The organism is Anabaena sp. 54 (genome assembly GCF_017355725.1).
In the GTDB taxonomy this organism is placed as follows: Bacteria; Cyanobacteriota; Cyanobacteriia; order Cyanobacteriales; family Nostocaceae; genus Dolichospermum; species Dolichospermum heterosporum.
This window is the reverse complement of sequence record NZ_JAAVWA010000026.1, coordinates 17,471-36,149: the sequence shown is the minus strand read 5'-3', so window position 1 is coordinate 36,149 and position 18,679 is coordinate 17,471. Positions and strand designations below refer to the sequence as shown.

General features: G+C 39.3%; 18 protein-coding genes and 1 tRNA gene. 10 read left to right on the top strand and 9 right to left on the bottom strand.

The genetic code is table 11. The annotated features are described in order from the left end of the window. Positions 1–516 precede the first annotated feature (516 nt). Positions 517–2,238 (top strand): precorrin-3B C(17)-methyltransferase, encoded by a 1,722-nt coding sequence (gene cobJ, locus HEQ36_RS19580; RefSeq protein ID WP_168637001.1) that lies wholly within the window; start codon positions 517–519, stop codon positions 2,236–2,238. Between the two features lie 608 nt (positions 2,239–2,846). Here cobJ and HEQ36_RS19575 read toward each other — a convergent pair. The 3 genes from HEQ36_RS19575 to HEQ36_RS26075 all read right to left on the bottom strand — a co-directional run bounded on the left by HEQ36_RS19575 (position 2,847) and on the right by HEQ36_RS26075 (position 3,731). Next, positions 2,847–2,917, bottom strand: a tRNA-Gly gene (locus tag HEQ36_RS19575). Between the two features lie 50 nt (positions 2,918–2,967). After that, positions 2,968–3,489: a hypothetical protein gene (locus tag HEQ36_RS26080; protein WP_367272417.1), complete on the bottom strand. Its 522-nt coding sequence runs from the start codon at positions 3,487–3,489 to the stop codon at positions 2,968–2,970. Between the two features lie 38 nt (positions 3,490–3,527). Next, complete coding sequence (locus HEQ36_RS26075; protein WP_367272416.1) at positions 3,528–3,731, bottom strand: hypothetical protein; 204 nt, start codon at positions 3,729–3,731, stop codon at positions 3,528–3,530. Positions 3,732–5,140: 1,409 nt separating this feature from the next. On the opposite strand from HEQ36_RS26075, the gene HEQ36_RS19565 reads away from it, so the two are divergent. After that, entirely contained in the window at positions 5,141–5,737 is a 597-nt protein-coding gene (locus HEQ36_RS19565) for a GNAT family N-acetyltransferase (protein ID WP_168637003.1), read from the top strand. Positions 5,738–5,915: 178 nt separating this feature from the next. On the opposite strand, the gene HEQ36_RS19560 is transcribed toward HEQ36_RS19565, so the two are convergent. Next, positions 5,916–6,062, bottom strand: coding sequence for a hypothetical protein (locus tag HEQ36_RS19560; protein WP_168637004.1), 147 nt, complete (start codon positions 6,060–6,062; stop codon positions 5,916–5,918). 605 nt (positions 6,063–6,667) lie between these two features. Between HEQ36_RS19560 and HEQ36_RS19555 the strand changes: the two genes are divergently transcribed. Further along, positions 6,668–7,129, top strand: coding sequence for a hypothetical protein (locus tag HEQ36_RS19555; protein WP_233455574.1), 462 nt, complete (start codon positions 6,668–6,670; stop codon positions 7,127–7,129). A 20-nt stretch (positions 7,130–7,149) separates the two neighbouring features. Here HEQ36_RS19555 and HEQ36_RS19550 read toward each other — a convergent pair whose 3' ends face one another. Both HEQ36_RS19550 and dcm read right to left on the bottom strand, forming a co-directional pair. After that, a complete protein-coding gene (locus tag HEQ36_RS19550) occupies positions 7,150–8,283 on the bottom strand; it encodes a histidinol-phosphate transaminase (RefSeq protein WP_039202409.1) in 1,134 nt (377 codons plus the stop codon). 173 nt (positions 8,284–8,456) lie between these two features. Then, the gene (gene dcm, locus HEQ36_RS19545; protein WP_290708304.1) at positions 8,457–9,443 is read right to left on the bottom strand and encodes a DNA (cytosine-5-)-methyltransferase; all 987 of its coding nucleotides are present in this window, start codon (positions 9,441–9,443) and stop codon (positions 8,457–8,459) included. A gap of 107 nt (positions 9,444–9,550) precedes the next feature. On the opposite strand from dcm, the gene HEQ36_RS19540 reads away from it, so the two are divergent. Then, positions 9,551–9,724: a hypothetical protein gene (locus tag HEQ36_RS19540; RefSeq protein ID WP_168465800.1), complete on the top strand. Its 174-nt coding sequence runs from the start codon at positions 9,551–9,553 to the stop codon at positions 9,722–9,724. 20 nt (positions 9,725–9,744) lie between these two features. Next, positions 9,745–9,933 carry a hypothetical protein gene (locus tag HEQ36_RS19535; protein WP_205748626.1) on the top strand — a complete coding sequence of 63 codons (189 nt, stop codon included), beginning with the start codon at positions 9,745–9,747 and terminating at the stop codon, positions 9,931–9,933. Between the two features lie 82 nt (positions 9,934–10,015). Here HEQ36_RS19535 and gor read toward each other — a convergent pair whose 3' ends face one another. Beyond that, positions 10,016–11,395 carry a glutathione-disulfide reductase gene (gor, locus tag HEQ36_RS19530; RefSeq protein WP_168637005.1) on the bottom strand — a complete coding sequence of 460 codons (1,380 nt, stop codon included), beginning with the start codon at positions 11,393–11,395 and terminating at the stop codon, positions 10,016–10,018. Between the two features lie 173 nt (positions 11,396–11,568). After that, entirely contained in the window at positions 11,569–12,384 is an 816-nt protein-coding gene (locus tag HEQ36_RS19525; protein ID WP_053539181.1) for a sulfurtransferase, read from the bottom strand. A 111-nt stretch (positions 12,385–12,495) separates the two neighbouring features. Between HEQ36_RS19525 and HEQ36_RS19520 the strand changes: the two genes are divergently transcribed. The 5 genes from HEQ36_RS19520 to HEQ36_RS19500 all read left to right on the top strand — a co-directional run bounded on the left by HEQ36_RS19520 (position 12,496) and on the right by HEQ36_RS19500 (position 17,968). Next, entirely contained in the window at positions 12,496–13,419 is a 924-nt protein-coding gene (locus HEQ36_RS19520) for an MnmC family methyltransferase (protein WP_168637006.1), read from the top strand. A 69-nt stretch (positions 13,420–13,488) separates the two neighbouring features. After that, positions 13,489–14,844 carry a bifunctional UDP-N-acetylglucosamine diphosphorylase/glucosamine-1-phosphate N-acetyltransferase GlmU gene (glmU, locus tag HEQ36_RS19515; protein WP_168637007.1) on the top strand — a complete coding sequence of 452 codons (1,356 nt, stop codon included), beginning with the start codon at positions 13,489–13,491 and terminating at the stop codon, positions 14,842–14,844. A 325-nt stretch (positions 14,845–15,169) separates the two neighbouring features. Next, the gene (gene cobG / locus HEQ36_RS19510; RefSeq protein WP_233455575.1) at positions 15,170–16,627 is read left to right on the top strand and encodes a precorrin-3B synthase; all 1,458 of its coding nucleotides are present in this window, start codon (positions 15,170–15,172) and stop codon (positions 16,625–16,627) included. A gap of 7 nt (positions 16,628–16,634) precedes the next feature. Beyond that, positions 16,635–17,261, top strand: coding sequence for a precorrin-8X methylmutase (locus HEQ36_RS19505; RefSeq protein WP_039202415.1), 627 nt, complete (start codon positions 16,635–16,637; stop codon positions 17,259–17,261). Further along, a complete protein-coding gene (locus HEQ36_RS19500; protein WP_168637008.1) occupies positions 17,261–17,968 on the top strand; it encodes a precorrin-2 C(20)-methyltransferase in 708 nt (235 codons plus the stop codon). Before HEQ36_RS19505 ends, HEQ36_RS19500 begins: the two co-directional genes overlap by 1 nt. Before the next feature lie 90 nt (positions 17,969–18,058). Here HEQ36_RS19500 and HEQ36_RS19495 read toward each other — a convergent pair whose 3' ends face one another. Further along, entirely contained in the window at positions 18,059–18,679 is a 621-nt protein-coding gene (locus tag HEQ36_RS19495; RefSeq protein WP_053539186.1) for a (2Fe-2S) ferredoxin domain-containing protein, read from the bottom strand.

Below are 18,679 nucleotides of genomic sequence, written 5' to 3'. Positions count from 1 at the left end.
GATGGGCATCCTGCCCATCCTTGATAATTAGCGGGCAATTCGTCCCGCACCACAAGAAATTTTTGGGTATTTTTTTAATTGGAAGTTCCTTAATTCACATTCCTAAGTTTTTGTCGTTGACTGAGCCAGGATGTTATCTAAAGTTATACTAAAAACGGCGGAGATTTGAATTTTTACAAAATAACAAAAAAGCTAGATGTGTAGGGGTAAAGCAAAAGCTCATTGGTGTCAACTTAACGTGAAAGCCTTGTAAAATATCAGTTTCACCCTTTCTCGTTCCCATACTCTGTATGGGAATGAATTCTAGAAGGCTCTGCCTTCTATGAAAACAGAGGCAGAGCCTCTGTAATAGCATTCCCAGTCAGAGACTGGGAACGAGATATCATCAGGATTTGAGATTAAGTTGACACCAATGAGCTTTTGCTTTACCCCTACCTATAGAATCAAACGATTAAGCCGTTTAGAGTATATTCAGCAACGCCCAAAATTTAAGGATTTACAAGATTAAAAATTTTTATGAATATTAGGGTATGCCCTGCGGTTGTGGTCTTGAGTCAAAATAGCGTTACAGTGGGGCGAAAAATTACTAATGTCTTAGCTGGTGCGAAATTATACGGTTTGGTTAATCGCACTCATGATGTTGATATTAGCTTTACCAATTTTGGCGAAACTTTACGAGAATTATTCGCTGCTGGTACACCGATAATTGGTATTTGTGCGGCGGGGATTCTAATTAGAACAATTGCACCGTTGTTAACTGATAAGGGACAAGAACCGCCAGTTTTAGCTGTAGCTGAAGATGGTAGTGCTGTTGTTCCGCTTTTGGGTGGTTTAAGTGGTGTAAATGATTTAGCGCGTCAGGTGGGGTTAGCACTGAATATCCAACCAGCAATTACCACAACGGGAGATATCCGCTTTCACACTGCTTTGTTATCTCCTCCTGCTGGATATCATTTAGCTAACCCAGAACATGGGAAAAAATTTATTGCTGATTTATTAACTGGGGGAAAGGTTAAATTACAAGGAATAGCACCTTGGTTGAGTGAGAGTAATTTACCTATTGATGAAAATGGTGAGTTAATTATTCAAATTACTGAAAATTTGGGTAATTATGATCCTAATTGTTTAGTTTATCATCCTGAGAAAATTGCGATAGCTTTGCTCGCCGAAGGCAACGCTCTCACCAGCCCAGAACCAGATACAATCACTCAAATTCACCAAATCCTCGCAGAATCTAATTTAGCACCTGCCGCAGTGGCAGGAATATTTGCACCGCTACAACTGGCGAATAATTCCCAACTTCACTCTATAGCGACAACTTTGGGCGTTCCTACCCGCTTTCTACCCACCAATGAATTGACGGAATTAGTTTTGGCGGCTACAGGTGCAGATGGTCGAATTGTACCATCCCCATTTTCCCATATAGCTGTTGCCATTTCCACGAAAATTATCAACCTCGACACCATTGGACAAACCCAAGGCAAATTAGCTATTATTGGTACTGGTCCTGGTGCATCTCAATGGATGTCACCCCAGGTAAAGGAAATTTTGGCAGCAGCGACGGATTTAGTCGGTTATAAAACTTATATTAATTTAATTGGACATCTTGCAGATGGTAAGCGTGTTCATGAATCAGATAACCGCGTGGAAGCAGAAAGGGCATATCAGGCGCTAGATTTGGCTGCATCGGGAAAATATGTAGCAGTTGTATCTTCTGGCGATCCCGGTATTTACGCAATGGCGGCGGCAGTGTTTGAGGTTTTAGAGCAATATCACAAACCAGAATGGCAAACCATTGATATTCAAGTCGCCCCTGGTATTTCGGCTATGCAAGCCGCAGCAGCCACTATTGGTGCGCCTTTGGGGCATGATTTCTGTGTGATTTCTCTCTCTGACATTTTGAAACCTTGGGAAATTATCGCTCAACGAATTACCGCTGCGGCTAAAAGTGATTTTGTCATTGCTTTCTATAATCCTGTATCAAAAGAACGCACTTGGCAACTAGCCGCCGCGAAAAAGATTTTAATGGAATACCGCAAACCTGATACCCCAGTTGTGTTGGGACGAAATTTAGGAAGAAAGGGAGAAGAAGTCCAGGTTACGACTCTAAAGGAATTAGAACCAGCATTAGCGGATATGCGAACTGTCATTATTATTGGTTCTTCCCACACTCGACAAATCCAGCAAGATCATAATATTTGGGTTTATACTTCCCGCCGATATAATTCTCAGGAATGATGTTTTTTCTATTAAACATAATATCCTTCTTCTTTCTTCCTTTCTCCTGACTCCTTTAAGATATAACTCTCTTAATTATGTCTAGTTTATATCTGAGAAAGACTTGATTTTTTTATTCTCATCATCAACAATAAAAACATCATGTTTCAGACATGATTGTAGCCAATAAAAGTGACAGAAGCCCTGATAATGTCCGCCCTTGCGGACATTTTACTTATTATAAATTATTGAAAAAATGACAATTATATATTGAAAATTCATTCAGAGGGAACAGGGAACGGGCAACAGGGAACAGAAAAAACTCATGTTTAAAAACATGAGATTGAAATAATGACACTGTTTTTTTTCGTGCTACGCATCTTTTAAAAACATCTTTTTCTTGACTGAAGCTCTAAACTCAGCAAATGAGTGTTTCTTATCTGTTCCCAGCTAAGAATTCCGGCGCTGCTGAATTAGGGTATGAAATTGAAAAATCAATGATTTCAAACTCTTACTCTCTGCGACTGGAGCGCCTCTGCGTGAAACAAAATCATACTCTTAACCAGCAACGCCAGAATTCCCTCCTATTTCTCCATAAGGTGAGCAGTCGAACTATTTTTTTCTCAAGAAGCGGGTGGCGGGAATCGAACCCGCATGATCAGCTTGGAAGGCTGGAGTTTTACCACTAAACTACACCCGCGTGCTTCTGACTTAATTAAGATAACATGGCTTTTATAAAATTGCAAGTAGTTATGGAGAATTTATGGATTTAATTTTGAGACGAATATATAAATTGCTTAAATCTGGTTTTGATCCGTCTTGATTATGAGCAGCAAGAAAACTTTCTTGTGCAAATATCTGGTTAAGTGCTTGTTCATAAATATTTGCTTGGCTGCGGAGTGCGGCGGGTTCAATCGTGATGATTATCGCTTGTTGAAATTTTCCATTTTTATCAATTACTAAACTAGCCAGTATATTTGCTGGTTTGAGATCCTCATCACTGGGAAGTATACTAGCCTCTAAATCTTTTTCTGTACTTCCTTTGTATTCAGCTATAACATCTGGTAAAGCATCGGTTATGAGTTGTTTTTGTTGTATTAATTCACTAACTTCTTCTTTGAGTAGAGGACTAACGGTAGCTATAGCACCCCCTCCATTGGTGGTTGGGGACGCTTCTGGTTCTCGGTTAGGATTTACGGAAGGTTCTGCTGTGGGAGTTGGGGAATCAGTAGGAATATCTTGACGGAGGAGAGTTCCCTTTCCTAGTTTCACTTCTTGACGACGATTCCAGGGAAGTTCACTATCTGGAATTATTGGTGTTGCTTCTGGTGTTGCTTCTGGTATTGGGTTTGTGGGATAGAATTGTTGTCTAACTCGTGGTTTTTCAACTTCGGTTTTTTCAGGTTCAGGTTTTTCAACTTCGGTTTTTTCAGGTTCACGTTTTTCAACTTCAATTTTTCTAACTTCAGGTTTTTCAACTTCAATTTTTCTAACTTCAGGCTTTTTAACTTCAATTTTTCTAACTTCAGGCTTTTTAACTTCAGGCTTTTGAGTTTTATCTTGTTCTGTTAAATGAATTTTAGAAATTATCTCACCATCATTTTGATTGTTGGGTGTAGTGGGTGGTGATTTTGGTGAAGATGAAAAAGAAGATTGCGGTTTAATCTTTGGAGTTGTTGATTGATGTTTAATTGTGGATTTTGGTTCGGAAGCAATTTCAATAAGATCAATGGGAATCGAACTTTGGTTAGAGCGAGGAAACCAAGCTTGAAATTCATTAGATGAACGCATTAACCAAAATACTAACAAATGAATAGAGACAGAACCAATACATACAACAGTCCATAACCAAGGTGGATCACTATGTCGTCTCAATGGTTGAGATGTAATTGAACTATCGCTTAAATGATTATTGATCAACGTTGGCATCATGTTAATTCAAAACTTGAATATTCTAGTAGTTCGTCAAATTTATTTTGACGGGTAATGAGCGGAAAAAACTTCTGTTCTTCCCTCCCCTGCCCCCGGTGCCTCTCTTCTCCCCCTGCTTGCCTTCACCCGTCATTTTCGGGTTGACAGACTACTAGTAGTTCGTCAAATTTATTTTGACGGGTAATGAGCGGAAAAAACTTCTGTTCTTCCCTCCCCTGCCCCCGGTGCCTCTCTTCTCCCCCTGCTTGCCTTCACCCGTCATTTTCGGGTTGACAGACTACTAGTTCTTCGGTTCTTTTTATAGAAAATCTGGGTAACTGTTCACACTCCCCCCTATCTTTAAAGAGAGATCAAGGATTTCGATAATTTTAGAGGGGGGGAGTGAATAACTACAAACCTGGTTCAAAATCATTGGCAGCCGCATTGTGTGAGCATTTCATTAAAAATATGGGGATAATTGTTTATAACCTTTGTCCCATAAGGGTTTTGTAACAATCAATCCTCAATCACCATAAAAGAGACGCAAGAGCCGGATATTTTTTTAATTGGAAGTCTCTTACTTTCAGGGTGGTGAACATGGCGATCATTATAGGTTATTATTCCCATATCCACTACTCAGTATTTATCTTATCAGCCTCTCCAGTTCTCAATTAGGAAAATTTTTAGCTCTCATCCGCTAAAATATCTAGTTTAGATAGATTTTACTACGTTATTAATAAGTTATCCTAACTAGGTAGGTGAACAGAAAAAACTGAAATTATGTAATGAACCTTCACTCTCTCAGGGAGCCAAGCCGCTGAGTGGCTAGTACCGCAGGGCGGAAGTCAAAAGTCAAAAGTCAAAAGTCAAAACGAAGACAGTATAGGCTTTTTAACGATTTAGAATGGTTGGTTTATTTATGCCGTGTTGTACTAGTATATTGTGGATTAACAGCCACCAAAAGGCTTTCAACCTTATTCCTGCAATCAATCAAATTAATCCCTAACTAGCTTTGAAATCCTGGTTTTTTAACCCTACCCAACCCCCAGTAAACCGAGAAACTGCGACTCTAACTATTGGAAAACTCCAAATTCGCGTAGCTACACCTGATGATCTAATAAGTATTGCCCAAATTGTGGCTGAAAGCTTTCACTCCCAAGAAGGTTTGTGGAGTTGGGCTTTACCTTTGTTTCGTATAGGTATTTATGAGGATCTAAGGCATCGGATCAATTCTCCCACACCCCATCATATTTGTTTAGTTGCTGTTGATACTGCCACTGAAAATCAGAAAATTATGGGAACTATAGAAATGAGTGTTAGGGGTAATTATCCTTGGATTGGTGTAAATCCGGGTTTCCCTTATATATCTAATTTAGCTGTTGATCCGGGTTGCCGTAGACTGGGTGTAGGCTCTAGTTTATTGATTCGCTGTGAGCAAATTTCCCAGGAATGGGGATTTCAAGATTTATATCTCCACGTTTTAGAACATAATCATCATGCCCGTCAGCTTTATTTTAAGTTGGCATATCGCGTACATAAGGTTGAATCTCCCTGGGATGCGCTTTTCCTTAATCGCTCACGTGAGATATTACTGCATAAACGTATATAGGAGAAGTCGGAGAGAAGGAAGGCAGAAGAAAGTCACATTTTGGATTTCATGAAAGTGCCTAAGTAGGGTTTGCTGATAGCGTAGCGTGGCGTTAGCCATATAAACCTACAACCCAGACACATGAAGAGTTTCATCTGTATAAAAGGTAAATGAGGTGCAAGAAAAATATGTCATAGCATCAAAAATCGCTCAATTTTCCAGACTTGATATTACTTATAACTTCTTCTAAATCCTCCTGATAGCGCAGCGTGGCGTTAGCCATACTCCCGAATGGGCGCAGTCCCTGCGCCCCTACCTTCTGATAGCGCAGCGTGGCGTTAGCCATACTCCTGAATGGGCGCAAGCCATGCGCCCCTACCTCCTGATAGCGTAGCGTGGCGTTAGCCATACTTCTAGCCCTCACAGACAACTTTTTCAGACACCCTCTAAGTAACGGAAAGTAAAGTTAAGGAAATGTAGGTTGGGTTGAGCGACAGCAAAACCCAACCAAATCCTTGATAATGTTGGGTTATGGCTGATGCCTCCGGCGATAGCGAAGCGCTGCTGCAAGCAGTTCGCAGGGATACGCCTCCCGTCAGGGATACGTTCCACAACCCAACCTACCGGATAATGACTTTTTAGGCTTAACCGAGGAGTATTGACTCTGGATTGATTGAAATCCAGCATTAATCCCATAGAATAGGATAATTAAAATAACTAAAAGTGCGTGTTTATTTCTGAAATAAATGATACTGTTCAAGTAATATCAGAGAACAGTAAGTAGGTTGGCGTTGAAAATTGTCGTTATGGCAAGGCAAAAGGCAAGAGGCAAGAGGCAAGAGTGAAGAGGGTTTAGGCGATTTTACATTTCTTTACACAGTTTGTTTTTATTGTGTTCACCTACTTATATCAAACTATCACATTCAAAACAGTGTTATTAACCAAATTATCATGCCAGATGGAAATGGGCAATTTAATGGCTCTAATCTCCTCACACTAATTCATGGTGGCAAGGTTTTTATGGTTAATAGTCGGAGAAGGAATGGGTTAATACTTTTTAAAGAATATCATGCGGAGTTTGCCGGACCTGGAGCAGCGATTGGTGGAGATCATGATAGTGATTGCCAAGGGATTTTACCCATAGGCAATCTTTCTTTGTTGACTCCTGAATCCCATGAACATCGTCAGAAAGCTTATTTGCTTAGGCGACAATGGATACGTTTAATTAAACAAATTACTGAGAGTCCAATTGCTAAAGAACGAGTACAAAAGATTCTTGATCAGTTTGAGGTATTTTTCCCGTCTGAAATAGTGGCTTGTATCCCAGATGAGGCTTTTGCGATGTTAGTAGGTGTGTTAACACAAACTGTAACGATTGTTCGTCGCGTAGGCATTGATACCAAAAATAAATGAGTGGTAATTAGTTGCTACTTTTACAATAATGCTTGTATTCGCTCCAGGGTGCGGGTGTTTTCTGCGGGTGTACCGATGGTGATTCTTAAGCCATTGGGTAAAAGTCTAATCAGAGTCCCTTGATTTCTCAGTTTTTGGTTGAGATTTGTTAAAACGGTGGTTGATAATTGAGAGTCATCGGTTTTAATCCGCAAGTAAATAAAGTTGGTGCTGCTGGGTGTAATTTCCAGGGTTGGGTGTGCAGATAAGGCTGTGATCATTTTCGTTCTTTCGCTGAGGGTTTGGGGGATTGACTCTAGCAAAAGTTGCCGATTTTCTAATGCCATGAGGGCGGCGGCGATGGAAAAACTGGGAAGATTGTAGGGAAGACGAACTTTTTCTAAAATTGCGATCGCCTCTGGATGAGCGATACAATAACCTACACGCATGGCGGCAAGACGAAAGGCTTTAGAAAAGGTGCGTAATATAATCCAGTTAGGATGTTGTAATAATTCACCGGCTAAAGTCCTTTGACTAAATTCAAAGTAAGCTTCATCAACGACTACTAAAATTTCTTCTGGTAAACTTTTTAACCATTCTAGTTCCGCTGCTGTTAAAGAATTAGCGGTAGGGGAATTGGGGTGAACAACAAAAACGACGCGAATGGGCGGATTTTGTGTTTGGGAAATTGCCGATTTTGCGGCTGTTAAATCAGTTTCAAAGTTGCTGTGATTTCTGCCTACTGTAACTACAGGAATGCCTAAAGTCTGAGCTAAAATTCCATACATGGAAAAGGTAGGATTGGCGACTAGTATAGAGCCTTCTCCCCCTAAACAAGTAGCAATTAATAGGGATCTAATTAATTCATCTGAACCATTACCGACGGAAATATTCGCAGCGGTGAAAGCTGAATTTGCTAGATTCGCTGATTCATTTACATACTGGGAAATGGCATTTTTGAGAGATTCGTGTCCACCATCGGGATAACGATTAGTTTCAATAAGTTGTTGATAAGTCCAAGCTAATTTTTCTTTGATTTCCGATGGTAAATCTAAGGGACTTTCATTAGTATCTAGTCTGTCAAATTGGATAGCGACTGGTTCAGCACTATCACTACCAGGATGAGCTTTATAAGCGTTAAGTTGGGATAAATCGGAACGAATAAATTTAAGCATTTGTCATTGATTGATAATTGGTGATTATATATCTTGTTCCCAGTCTCTGACTGGGAATACTATCACAGAGGCTCTGCCTCTACTGTTATGGAGAATGAAGGCAGAGCCTTCTATAATTCATTCCCATACAGAGTATGGGAACGAGAAAAACGAGAAAATTAAGGCAGAGCTTTCTAGACTTCATTCCCATACAGAGTATGGGAATGAGAAATTTTTTTAACATTCAGATTTACTAATATTGCATTAATTACAGAATCAATCACAGTAGCAACACAAGGAATAGCGATCGCATTACCAGTTAATTTTCGCATAGTTTGGTAACTGCCCACTATTTTATAAGATTCTGGAAAACCTTGCAACCTCAACATTTCTCTTTCGGTTAATCTTCTTTCGCCATTGACTAATAAATAATTATAAGATGCTCCTGCTCTTAATGCACAGGAATAAGGATGTATACTAATATTACCAGATTTATTTTCATGCCATATTGTGGGTTGCTCATATTTTTGCTCAGTTTTGACTTTTTGTAACCGATTTTGGCGAATTTTTTCGGAAGCATAATAAAATTCAGAAACAGATTTTTCTAATATTTCTGACAAGGGCTGCATGGGCATTTTGATTAATGGCCAATTAAAGTTATGGTAATGATTCTGATTTTTTAAGCCGACGATTAAAATTCTTTCTCGTTTTTGTGGTAAACCGAAATTAAGAGCATTGAGAATTTTATAATCTGTATAATAGCCTAATTCTTTTAAGGTATTAATAATTATTTTTAATGTTTGCCCCTGTTGATGTCCTTGTAATTGTTTGACATTTTCTAATATAAAGGCTGACGGTTGTTTATTTTTAATAATTCTGGCAATATCAAAAAATAATGTTCCTCTGGTATCTTGAAAACCTTTTAGTTCTCCACAAATGCTAAAGGGTTGACAAGGAAAACCACCTAATAATATGTCATGGTCAGGAATATCATTTTCGTCAATTTTTGTAATATCTCCTATGGGTGTTTCTTCAAAGTTTTCTGAATAGATTTTCTGGGCATTTATATCAATATCACTGGAAAAAACACATTGAGAATCAATTTTATAAATATGACAAATCTTTTCAATTGCTAATCTAAATCCACCTGTACCACTAAATAAGTCTATAAATTTGATCATTTGTTATCATCATTTATTCAAAGAAAATAATATCACGCCTTTATAGCGGTTATCAACCTTGATGCAATATAATTATTTAAGTTATATAATTAGGAGATAAATATATCTTGCCAACTTCCGAACAAAGTATTAGATGTGTTATTCTCTGTCAAACCTTGACAAATACATTTACACCTATTTTCATCGTCCGTTTAGATGAGCGCACAGGTAATCTGTTTATCTTGGCAGGAGATAACATAGAAATAGAAATATATCCTAATGGTTTATGGAGGTTTTTGTGATTATACCTAACTTTATTAGCATGACTAAAACTGAATTAAGAGCTTATATAATTGCTCACCCCAATGATAAAGCAGCATTTCATACATTTATTGATCGTTTTGCTTCAGAAACTCCCAGCGAGATTTTTGATATACCAAAATCAAATCATGAGTTGCAGCAAGTGGAGAACTTAATTAAAGAAAAATTGGCTGAAACTAAATACCAATAGTTTTCACTTTGATGAAATATACGCAAACTAAATCTATCACAATTGTCAGGGTTTAGCACTGCTAAACCCCTACCAAATACAATTATCTCATAGTGACAAATTCCTCTGCTGCGGAGGGATGAATACCTACAGTGGCATCAAAATCAGCTTTGGTTGCACCCATTTTTACTGCAATAGCGACACCTTGAATAATTTCTGCGGCACTATCTCCCACCATGTGAGCGCCTAGAATTTTATCAGTGCTAGTATCTACTATTAGCTTCATCATGGTTTTTTCTTGCTTACCTGCCAAAGTGTAGTACATGGGGCGGAAGCTGGTACGATAAATTTTGATGTTATCATCACCGAATTTGTCTCTAGCTTGGGCTTCTGTTAACCCGACTGTTGCCGCTTCTGGGGTGGTGAATACGGCCGTAGCAACGGTTTCGTGACTAAATTCGCGGCGGTTGTTGCCAAATTCAGTATCAGCAAAGGCACGTCCTTCACCAATGGCGACGGGGGTTAAATTTAGGCGGTCTGTGACATCACCAACAGCATAAATATGGGGTTGGCAAGTTTGACTATATTCATTGACGGGAATTGCATTTGAGGTGCTGTATCCTGGTTCTTCTTCAGAACTGGGAACACAATCAAGTTGGGCATTTTCTAAGCCTAATCCTTCAATATTAGGACTGCGACCGGTTGCTACTAACAATACATCAGCAATGATTGGTTCTTGATTGTCTCCAGATAAAGTTAATTTCAGTCCTGCGTCCACTTTTTCTATGGCTGTCACCTCAGTATTTGCAACAATGCGAATGCCATGATTACTCATTCCCTCTTGGATACTGGTGCAAATATCCTGATCAAAACCATTCAAAATTTGCTCTTTGCGGATAATCTGGGTGACTTCTGAACCCAAACCGCGCATGATACAGGCAAATTCACTACCGATATAACCAGAACCAATAATAGCGATATGTTTGGGTTGAGTTTTCAGGTGGAAGATTTCATTGGAAGTAATGGCGTGTTCTATACCTGGAATCTCTGGTTTAACGGGACGACCACCGACAGCAATTAAAATTTTCGCGGCTGTATATTGTTTTCCATTGACTTCAACTGTGTGGGGGTCTATGAAGGTAGCACGACCGGAAATTAATTCTACTCCGGCTTTTTCTAAAAAGCTGATGTGAAGTGCTGATAGTCTGTTAACTTCTTTATCTATGGATGTGATGAAATGTTCCCAGTCAAATTTTACATCTCCTACTGTCCAACCATAACCGGCGGCTTCTTGGAATTGGGCGGGGAAGTGAGAACCATAAACCATGAGTTTTTTGGGGACACAACCACGAATTACGCAAGTACCACCAACTAAATCATATTCGGCGATCGCCACTTTTGCACCATAACTAGCCGCCCGTTTAGAAGCCGCCAAACCCCCAGAACCAGCACCAATCACAAACAAGTCGTAATCAAAAGTCATAAATTTCTACTTTTTTAACTAAAAATAGGCTGTTGAACTATATATAGTCAGATTGCCTAGATTTAATCTAGCGTAGCTGACAACTAAAAATATAAAACCAGATCCCCGACTTCTAGGATTGATTCATCACTTATTGACATTATCAAAGAAGAAGTCGGGGATCTGAGAATTGACTAATAACTAATCCAATCACTCCAACTACCAGCGTAAAGTTTAGCGGTGGGAATTCCAGCTATGGCTAAAGAAAGTAAATTTACACAAGCTGTGACACCAGAACCACAATAAACTAAAATTTCTTTATTTGTATCTATATTTTGCCACCGTTGAGATTGTTCTAACTGGGGAATTACGCACCCAGAAGCGTCCGTTACTTCTTGCCAAGGATAATTAACAGCACCGGGAATATGTCCAGCAATTTTATCAATTGGTTCTTTTTCTCCTCGATAACGTTCTCCTTCCCTAGAGTCTATTAAAACCACACTTTGACTATCTTGGTGATTTTTGACATAAGTAAAATCTACAACTTTATCCGCTTGTAATTGGGGAATAAATGTTCCTCTTTCCGCAGTAGGAATAACATCTGTAATGGCATAACCCGCTTTTTGCCAGCGGTCAAAGCCGCCATCTAAAACAGCTACTTGTTCATGTCCTAAATACCGCAATAACCACCATAAACGAGAGGCAAAAGCCAAGCGAGAATCATCATAAGCCACTACTAAAGTTTTTTGGGAATTTACCCCAATTGCTGATAACTTTTCAGCTAATTCTGTGATATTTGGTAAAGGATGTCTGCCCCCATGTTCTTGCACAGGACTAGATAAATCTTGATTTAAGTCTAAATAATAAGAGCCTGGGATATGATTAGTTTGATACTGTTGTTTTCCTAATTGGCTATCAGCTAAAGAAAACCGACAATCAACAATCACAACTTGAGAATTATTGAGATTTTCAAACAGCCATTCTGGAGAAACAATAAATTGATTATTCATGGGTAATTGGTAATTGGTAATTGGTGAAAACTATTCTTCTTTCTTCTTTCTTCTTTCTCCTGACTGGGCGCAGGCCCTGCGCCCCTACCTCCTGACTCCTAAAATCCTAAAATGTTTACACCCCAACAAACGCAAGATGGTTCTTTTACCTTTTTTTCCACAGAGTTTAATGAAGCCTTTCATAGTCACTATGGAGCAAAACAGGAAAGTTTGCTGAAATTTGCGATTCCGACTCGATTACCAATATTAGCCGAAACAGGATTTGTGCGGCTGTTAGATATTTGTTATGGTCTAGGATACAACACAGCGGCAGCTTTACAGACAATTTGGCAAGTAAATCCTCGTTGCCATGTGGAATTGATTGGGTTAGAACTAAATCCCATTGTCCCCCAAGCGGCAATTAACCATCAGTTATTTAATGGTTGGGACGACAAATATATAAAAATTTTAACTCAAATAGCGTTTGAACATCAAATCCACATAGATTATTTGCAAGCTACTTTACTAATTGGTGATGCTAGAAACTTAATCCTCCAAGTACATGAATCAGGCTTTCAAGCAGATGCAATTTTTCTTGACCCTTTTTCACCTCCGCAATGTCCACAATTATGGACAGTGGAATTTATACAAAAAGTATCAGAATGCTTGCAGGAGAATGGGTTACTAGCTACTTATTCCTGTGCTGCGGCGGTACGGACTGCGCTGTTAGCTGCGGGTTTGGTTGTCAGTTCGACTCCACCGATAGGAAGACGGACTCCGGGGACTATTGCGGGACATCCTCAACATGAAGAGGAATCAACTATATCCTATTTGCCGCCTCTTTCCCAAACTGAAGCCGAACATTTATTAACTCGTGCTGCTATTCCTTATCGAGATCCTAATTTGAGTGATACTGCGGCAATGATACTCAACCGACGACAAGAAGAAATTCAAGTCTCTACATTGGAATCAAGTTCACAGTGGCGCAAAAGGTGGTTAAGATCCTCAACACCGCAGGAGATTTTGCCTGAACAGTCAACAGTTAGCAATGATTAACTGATATGATCTGGCGTGGAAGGAAGCAAATTAAAAAAGCATTTATCGCAAATTCACTGATATTTAATTATGGTTGTTGTAGCAATTCTCGCCGCTGGAAAAGGCACAAGAATGAAATCTAATCTACCCAAGGTTTTACATTCTTTGGGTGGAAGATCTTTAGTTGAACGCGTTATTGAAAGTGCTGAACCTCTTTCACCTACCCGTAAGTTAGTGATTGTTGGTTATCAGTCCACAGAAGTAAAAACAGCTATGGATTCTATTTATGGTGTGGAATTTGTAGAACAGGCTGTACAATTAGGCACAGGTCATGCTATCCAACAATTACTTCCCCATTTAGAGGGTTATACTGGGGATTTATTGATTTTAAATGGTGATGTGCCTTTGTTACGGACAGAAACTTTAAAAAACCTCTTACAAACTCACAAAGAAAATCAAAATTCCTGTACTATTCTGACTGCACAACTAGCAAATCCTCAAGGTTATGGTAGGGTTTTTCGGAATAGTGAGGGTATTGTCCAAAAAATAGTTGAGGATAAAGATTGTACTCCTAACCAAAGAGAAAATGATCGGGTAAATGCTGGTATTTACTGTTTTCATTGGCCTGATTTGGCTAAGATCTTACCAGATTTGCAAGCTAATAATTCTCAAAAAGAATATTACCTAACTGATGCTGTTACTCAAGTTGGTAAGGTAATGGCTGTAGATGTGAAAGATAATCAAGAAATTTTGGGAATTAATGATAGATTGCAATTAGCAACTGCTAATGATATTTTACAAAAACGGATTAAGGAAAAATGGTTGTTAGCAGGTGTGACGTTAATTGATCCGGCAAGTATTACTATTGATGAAACGGTGGAATTACAGCCGGATGTGATTCTTGAACCGCAAACTCATTTGCGAGGAAGAACGGTAATTCAAGCTGGTAGTCGCATTGGTCCGGGAAGTTTAATTGAGAATAGTGAATTGGGTGAAAATGTCACGGTTCTCTATTCTGTAATTACAGATAGTGTGATTCAATCTCAAACTCGAATTGGACCTTACGCACATTTACGTGGTCATGCTGAGGTGGGTATAGGTTGCAGAATTGGTAATTTTGTGGAGTTGAAAAATGCCCAATTAGGCGATCGCACTAATGTAGCACACTTATCGTATTTAGGCGATACCACAACAGGAACTCAGGTCAATGTCGGTGCGGGGACAATCACTGCTAATTATGACGGTGTGAAGAAACATAGAACAACTATAGGCGATCGCAGCAAAATCGGTTCTAATACTGTGTTAGTTGCACCTATTACTGTCGGTAATGATGTCTACATAGCCGCAGGTTCAACGGTGACAGAAGATGTCCCAGATGATTCTTTGGTAATTGCTAGAAGTCGTCAGGTAGTCAAACCAGATTGGAAAATGAAAACTGACAGTTAATATTTTCTAGGGTGCGTTTACCAACGCACCTCTTCACAAAGAGGTTTGATTAAATTTGTAAAGTATGGAATTAAACTCTTGCATTTGCACCTTTGCGAGAAACAAAATTCATGGATAATAGCCAAAAATACCATCTCATGATAAGCTACTAAATCTTAGAGTTAGGAAACTTCGGTTCAATTCCGGGACTGTGCCGCAACTGTAAAGCAATTTAGAGATGATTGGAGTTTAACTAAAAATCCAGAATCCCAAATTGAGTAAGTCAGAATGCTAACTCTCAAGTGTTCACTTCCGTTCTGTCTCTGCGTCACACAGAGAAGGAGTCATGATTTTGCAAATTCCATTTACCGCTTGTCCAGGATTATTTTACAACACAGCCGCCCAGGATGGTCTTCTTTATCGGTTGAGAATACCAGGGGGAATCATCAATTATAACCAATTTCAGGCGATCGCAGATATTGCTGATAATTATGGCAGTGGTTATATTGATATTACTAACCGCGCCAATATTCAAATTAGAGAAATTAAAAACAGCATAAATGTTGAGGTTCTGAAAAAATTACAAGCATTAGGTTTAGCCTCTACCAATGCCAAAATAGATCATATCCGCAACATCATGACCAATCCCACAGCGGGTATTGATGGTGAAGAATTACTAGATACTCGTCCCTTAGTGAAAGCCTGGGAAAAATATATTACCGCACATTCTCAACTTTCCGAATTATCGGCAAAATTTAGCGTTTGCTTTGATGGTGGAGGCAAAGTTGCTGTAAAATATCAACCCAATGATATTATATTGGCAGCAGAAATAATTAACCGTAATGTATATTTGCGGTTATATCTCAGTTATGGAGAAAAAGGACAACCAGCACAGGATACAGGAATCTTATTCAAACCAGAAGAGACAACAACAGCTTTAGCAGCCTTAGCGCAAACTTACCTCAAACACATAGATACTAGAAACCGCCGTAAACTACGCTTACGAGAAATAATCAATAAGATCACAGTCAAAGAATATCTTCATCAAATCCAAGAAAACCTCAACTCAGATATATTGAACTTTACAAAAACTCCTCTCTGCGCCTCCGCGCCTCTGCGAGAAAAAACTCATATTGGTATTTATCCCCAACGCCAAACCGGATTATATTATATCGGCATAGTCTTACCCCTGGGAAGATTAGAAACTTCGCAAATTAGGGGTTTAGCTAATATTGCCAAAAGGTATGGCGATGATAATATCAGGTTAACACCTTGGCAAAACTTACTATTAACCGATATTCCCCAAAATCAAATTAGCGAAGTTGATCAACAAATTGCCAATTTAGGTTTAAACTCATCACCAACCAACATCAAAAGTTTCCTAGTAGCTTGTTCCGGTAAAAAGGGTTGTGCTGCTGCGGCCACAGAAACTAAAGATGATGCCATAAACTTGGCAAAATACCTAGAAAATCTGATGATTCTAGACTCACCTGTGAATATTCACTTTAGTGGTTGCAGTAAATCTTGCGCTCAACACACTCAAGCTGATATTACCTTACTTGGTATTATTACAGAAACCGCAAAAGCAACTTTTCCCGCTTATCAAGTGTATGTTCTTGGTCATTTACTTTATGAATATGTGACTATAGCGAAAATTCCGATTTTGATTCAAGAAATGCTGGCAGTGTATCAAAAACAACGTCTAACTTTACACGAAACTTTTGGACAATTTATTGATCGTCATAGCCATCAATTAAATCAACTATTTAGCCAAACAACGCCCAACTTAACCTTTACAACCTGAAAATATCATGTTTGATTACATCCGTGATGGTAGCGAAATATATCGTAATTCCTTTGAAATTATTCGGTCAGAGTCCAATCTCGAAAGATTCCCTGAAGATGTAGCAAAAGTTGCTGTTCGCATGATTCATGCCTGTGGAATGACGGATATTGTCAAAGACTTAGAATATTCATCTACAGCGGTAGCATCCGGGAAAAAAGCCCTAATTGCCGGCGCACCGATTTTGTGTGATTCTTACATGGTAGCCGAAGGTGTTACCAAAAAAAGATTACCCAAAAATAATAAAGTTCTTTGCACCCTCAATGATCCAGAAGTACCACAACTAGCCAAAAGATTAAGAAATACAAGGTCAGCAGCAGCTTTAGAATTCTGGCGTTTCCACATAGAAGGGGCAATTGTGGTGATTGGGAATGCACCTACAGCCCTATTTAGGTTATTAGAAATGCTAGACGAGGGAGTTCCTCGACCGGCGTTAATCTTGGGCTTTCCTGTTGGTTTCGTGGGTGCAGCCGAATCAAAAGCCGCATTAGCCGCAGATAGCCGCAACGTACCATTTTTAACTTTACATGGAAGACGGGGCGGAAGTGCGATCGCTGCTGCTGCTGTTAACGCCTTAGCTAGTGAGGAAGAATAATGAATAACCCTGGAGGTCGTCTTTATGGAATTGGTGTGGGACCTGGAGACCCTGAACTCATCACCTTAAAAGCCTTGCGTCTCCTCCGTTCTGCCCCAGTTATTGCTTATCAATCAGCAACAAATAAAGAAAGTATCGCCAGAAAAATTGTCTCTCCATACTTGGATAATAGTCAGATTGAGGTAGCCTTTCATCTTCCTCGCGCCTTAGAACCAGAAAAGGCTAAATCTATCTATGACCAAGAAACTCAACCCATTGCTGACCATTTAGCAGCAGGTCGGGATGTGGTAGTTATCTGTGAAGGAGATCCGTTTTTCTACGGCTCTTTCATGTATCTTTTTACCAGATTGGCTGGTAAGTATAAAACAGAAGTCGTCCCCGGAGTTTCCTCTCTCATGGCTTGTCCCGTGGCTTTAGGTTTACCATTTACCTATTACAATGATGTCCTCACGGTTTTACCTGCACCATTACCCAGAGAAGCCTTAATTAGCCAACTCCTAGCCACTGACGCGGCGGCTATTATGAAACTTGGTCGCCATTTTCTCAAGGTCAGGGATATTCTCCATGAATTAGGACTAGCTTCACGGGCTAGATACATTGAACGCGCTACAACTACACAACAGCGCATATTACCTCTTGACGAAGTTGACCCTCTTGATGTACCTTATTTCTCGATGATTATTATCCCTACTAAAAATAAGTTGTAGTTTTCAAGGAGTCACCGAGTCAGGCGCAAATTGTAAAGCCTGTAGGGGCGCAGGGACTGCGCCCTCAATCGTATTGCATCCTCAAGATAACTAAACTTTAACAAGAGTGTGTATATTTTCTGGCATATTTTTTGCTTTGTCCTGACTTTTATCAGAAAAATGCTTATCTATTAAAGCGGGAACTTGGACAGCTTGAATTTTACTATAACGAGTTTTATCGGGCATAACTAAATTAGGACCAGATTTACAGTTTTTCATACAGCCAGTACCTTTAATCGTGACTGAATTTTCTAACCCGCTGTTTATTAACTCCGACTCCAAAGCTTGACACAAAGCTTTACCACCACGCTTCATACAATCAGATTTTTGACAAACTAAAATTGTTTGTGTTTTAGCAGGTTTCGTCTTAATTTGATTCTGTGCTGCAACTATTCCCATATCGGAACTTGCAGCCATAACTCTTTCTGCTACGAGAGTTACCTGATCTTTTTTCGGATTATATTGTTTTGTCCCCACAACTTGCAGCCAGGTCCCTTTAGCTAACCGCAAATCAAAAGCACTCCGTAAATGCTTGGCTAATTTTATATAAAATTCACCCTCAGAAGTCCCTAATAACAATCCTCTCAGCTTATATCCATCCTTAATCACAAAATCTAGAAATCTGCCTTCAAAACAAAATTCTGTGACTGCTGAATTAGTAGATATATTCAT